Origin of the sequence: Campylobacter sp. RM19073, assembly GCF_024723495.1 — a bacterium.
GTDB lineage: Bacteria > Campylobacterota > Campylobacteria > Campylobacterales > Campylobacteraceae > Campylobacter > Campylobacter porcelli.
The window spans coordinates 1-3,202 of sequence record NZ_JANQCT010000045.1; the positions used below are offsets into that span (position 1 = coordinate 1).

A 3,202-nucleotide genomic window follows, 5' to 3' on the forward strand; every position below is an offset into this window, starting at 1 on the left:
ATCTCTATGTTCTTTTAACGCACAAAATTTTCGCAACAAAAAACTCGAAGGAGTTTTTGGCGAAAATTTGGAATAAAAACCAAAATCCGTGCTAAAGAACCAAACACTCTTGTGCTTTGCACTCTCTTTGAGAAAGTCCTCATAAATGGGGTACCCCGCCTGCGGGGACTTTAGGGGTTTCCAAAACCAGCGAATGCGACGGCTTTAGCCGAGGTTTCTGTGAAAGGCTCACCTTTGGTCGCAAAGACTAGCTTGGCTCTAGCGAAGTAAAAAGTAGTTAAAAATAATTAAAAAGGATATAAATGAAACTTGTATATAAAAGTAGCTTTGATAGTAAGCAACTACTAGATGATAACATGAGTGATGAGTATATAAATCCGTTTTGTGATTTTGATATGCTTTTAGATCTATATTACGCAAATGTTTATCACGCAAGAAGCATAAGAATAAAATCAAATTTACTCTCTCAAATAGAGATAGAAAAGAGTAATATAGATAAATTTCTACCAGGTGGTATAAGCCCAAAATACTTTTTAAAAGTTTTTACTCTAAATTTAGAGCTATACGGAAATGCTGGGATTGAGAGTGCTGGGAATAAAAATAGCTTTTATATGTATAATATAAAAGGCAATAAACTAAGGCTTGGCAAGCAGGGCGAAATTTTCCAAGTTTTAAATAGTGAAGTTAAAAAGCTAGATGGATTTGTCCTTAAATACTATAGCCCCAAAAGCCACTACTATGGTGAGCCTGATTATTTAGCTACACTTAAGCAGATTATGCTAAATCAAAAAGCTGATATTTACAATGAGAAGTTTTTTGACAATGGGGCTAGACCAGATATGGCTATCATATATGAAAATGCCGAGCCTTCACAAGAGCAGCTAAATGCCTTTAAAGATTTCTTTGGAAACTCATTTAAAGGCTATCAAAACTCACATAATACTCTAGTTTTATTTGGCAATGATATAGATGATAAAGATGCAAAAATTCGCTTTGAGAAGCTTGGAAATATAGAAGATATTAGCTTTGAGAAGCTTAAAAAAGTAGCTCGTGATGAGATAGTAGCGGCTCACGGCTTACCGCCAAGGCTTTTAGGCATTACTGAAAGCTCAGCTCTTGGGGGAAGCGGTGAACTTATAGGACAACTTCATCAGTTTAACGAGATAGAGATAAAGCCAAAAATTGAGCTTATAGAGAGTTTTTTTGATAGTATCAATATAAAGCTAAGGCTTAAACCAATTGATGTAACTAACTTTAAAGATGATGGCGAAATAGTAACTAATCTAATAAATAGCGGTATCATAAGCGTCCATGAAGCTAGAGAGATCCTAGGCTGGCAAAAGAGCTTAAAAGGACAATAATGAAATATACTAAAGAGTTTAAAGAAGAGTGCGTAAATTTGCTCAAAAGTGGTGTTTCGGCTCTAGCGCTTAGTAAGCAAACTGGCTGTAGCCGCCCCACACTAGCTAATTGGCTAAAGGCTTATGAAAAAGAGAATTTTAGCATAGAAAATGCTATTAAATTTACTAAAGCCAAAATTGGAGAGCTAAGCAAAAAGCCTAACCCATCAACCGATGAAGTTGTAATGATGAGTGAGCTAGTTTCTGCTTTAGCTAAGCTTGAAAATGGCGTAAAAAAGGTAAAAAGCATAAAACCACGCCCAAGTTATAAATATGAACTCACCAACTGCTAATGAGCTAAAAAACGCATTTTAGACCATGGCGGTCTTTTTAACTACCAGCGTGAATTTTTAAACTCAAATGATACTTTCAGAATAGTGCTAAAAAGCCGCCAAATAGGCTTTTCTTATGTTAGCTCAGCTGGATGCACTAATTGGCGCAGTAGCTGGGCGTAATCAGCTATTTTTATCTGCTAGTGAAGAACAAGCTTTAATCTTGATGAGATATATGCGAAGCTGGGCTAAGGAGTATGGCATAAATTTTGCTAAAGATAGCGAACACGAAGTAGTGCTGGATAACGGCGCATATATAAAATCTCTAGCTAATAACTTTCGCACCGTCCAAGGCTTTACAGGTGATATCTGGATGGATGAGTTTGCCTGGTATCCAAATCCTAAGAGAATTTGGCACGCATTTGTCCCTAGTATCGGAGCTATAAAAGGCCGATTAACCATACTTTCAACGCCATTTGAAGAGCATAGCCTTTTTCATGAGCTTTACAGTGATGAGAGCAAATACTATATGTTTAAACGCTTTTGCGTAAATATCTATAGAGCTATAGATGATGGGCTAGACTTTGATCTTGAGACTATGAGAGATCTCTTTGATGCTGATACTTGGGCCTCTGCTTATGAGTGTCAGTTTGTAGATGATGAGAGTAGTCTGCTCTCAATATCGCTTATAAAATCTTGCGTAGATGACAAAGCCGCTTACTTCACGCCAAAAAGTAGTGAGACAATTTATGCTGGATTTGATGTAGGTAGGGTAAATGACCGCTCAACCTTAGCTGGAGTTATCTTAGAAAATGGAGTGTATAAAACTGCTATGATGGATGTGCTAGCTAAGGCTAAATTTGAAGAGCAAAAAGAGCATTTAAATGCCTTTTTAAAGACATATCCGCTTAGCGTTTTAAAGATAGACAAAACTGGTATTGGTATGAATTTAGCTGAGAATATGCATAGTAAATTTAAAAGTAGAGTAAGTGGCGTGTGGTTTTCTAACACTAGAAAAGAAGAGATGGCGCTAAATTTAAAAAAAGCCTTTGAAGATAAGCTCATCAAGATACCAAATGATCCACTTTTAATAGCTGATATCCACGCTATAAAGCGAACTATAGGGGCTAAAAGCTTTAAATACGATGCTAAAAGAAATGAATACGGACACGCTGATAGATTTTGGGCTTTAGCATTAGCCCTATCTCACATTAGCATAGTAAGAAGCAAAAAAGGCGGCGGAGCATTGATTATATAAATATAGGGTTGCCCTTATTAAAATCTGAGCTTTAGCTCAGCAACCTTGAAAGGCTTAGTAAAGCCGTAGGCTTTCATAAAATAAAAATGCCAAACTGGGAAGGGGTTGGGATCTTAAGGGATAGGGGAAACTGTTTTGGCTTTCAAATTATAGTTTCCCCTGTCCCTTAAAGAAAAAAATAAAAACTTTGATATCAAAGAAATTCTTTTTCTTTTTAAGTGGGAAGGGGGACGCTTTTTGGCAGACGCTACCCCTTCCCCCTTAACAACCCC

The 3,202-nt window shown here is 36.8% G+C and carries 3 protein-coding genes; all 3 read left to right on the forward strand.

Annotated elements, in window-relative coordinates:
- Window positions 1–302: 302 nt before the first annotated feature.
- The 3 genes from CSUIS19073_RS08040 (at window position 303) to CSUIS19073_RS08050 (ending at window position 2,930) form a co-directional block, all read left to right on the forward strand.
- Complete coding sequence (locus CSUIS19073_RS08040; RefSeq protein WP_086237654.1) at window positions 303–1,361, forward strand: phage portal protein; 1,059 nt, start codon at window positions 303–305, stop codon at window positions 1,359–1,361.
- Window positions 1,361–1,693, forward strand: coding sequence for a transposase (locus tag CSUIS19073_RS08045; protein ID WP_086237655.1), 333 nt, complete (start codon window positions 1,361–1,363; stop codon window positions 1,691–1,693). Before CSUIS19073_RS08040 ends, CSUIS19073_RS08045 begins: the two co-directional genes overlap by 1 nt.
- A gap of 115 nt (window positions 1,694–1,808) precedes the next feature.
- Window positions 1,809–2,930: a terminase large subunit domain-containing protein gene (locus CSUIS19073_RS08050; protein WP_236845309.1), complete on the forward strand. Its 1,122-nt coding sequence runs from the start codon at window positions 1,809–1,811 to the stop codon at window positions 2,928–2,930.
- Window positions 2,931–3,202: the final 272 nt, after the last annotated feature.

Excerpts from the sequence above, each read along its gene's own strand:
- CSUIS19073_RS08040 (WP_086237654.1), top strand. The coding sequence starts at position 303 with ATGAAACTTGTATATAAAAGTAGCTTTGATAGTAAGCAACTACTAGAT.
- CSUIS19073_RS08045 (WP_086237655.1), top strand. The coding sequence starts at position 1,361 with ATGAAATATACTAAAGAGTTTAAAGAAGAGTGCGTAAATTTGCTCAAA.
- CSUIS19073_RS08050 (WP_236845309.1), top strand. The coding sequence starts at position 1,809 with ATGTTAGCTCAGCTGGATGCACTAATTGGCGCAGTAGCTGGGCGTAAT.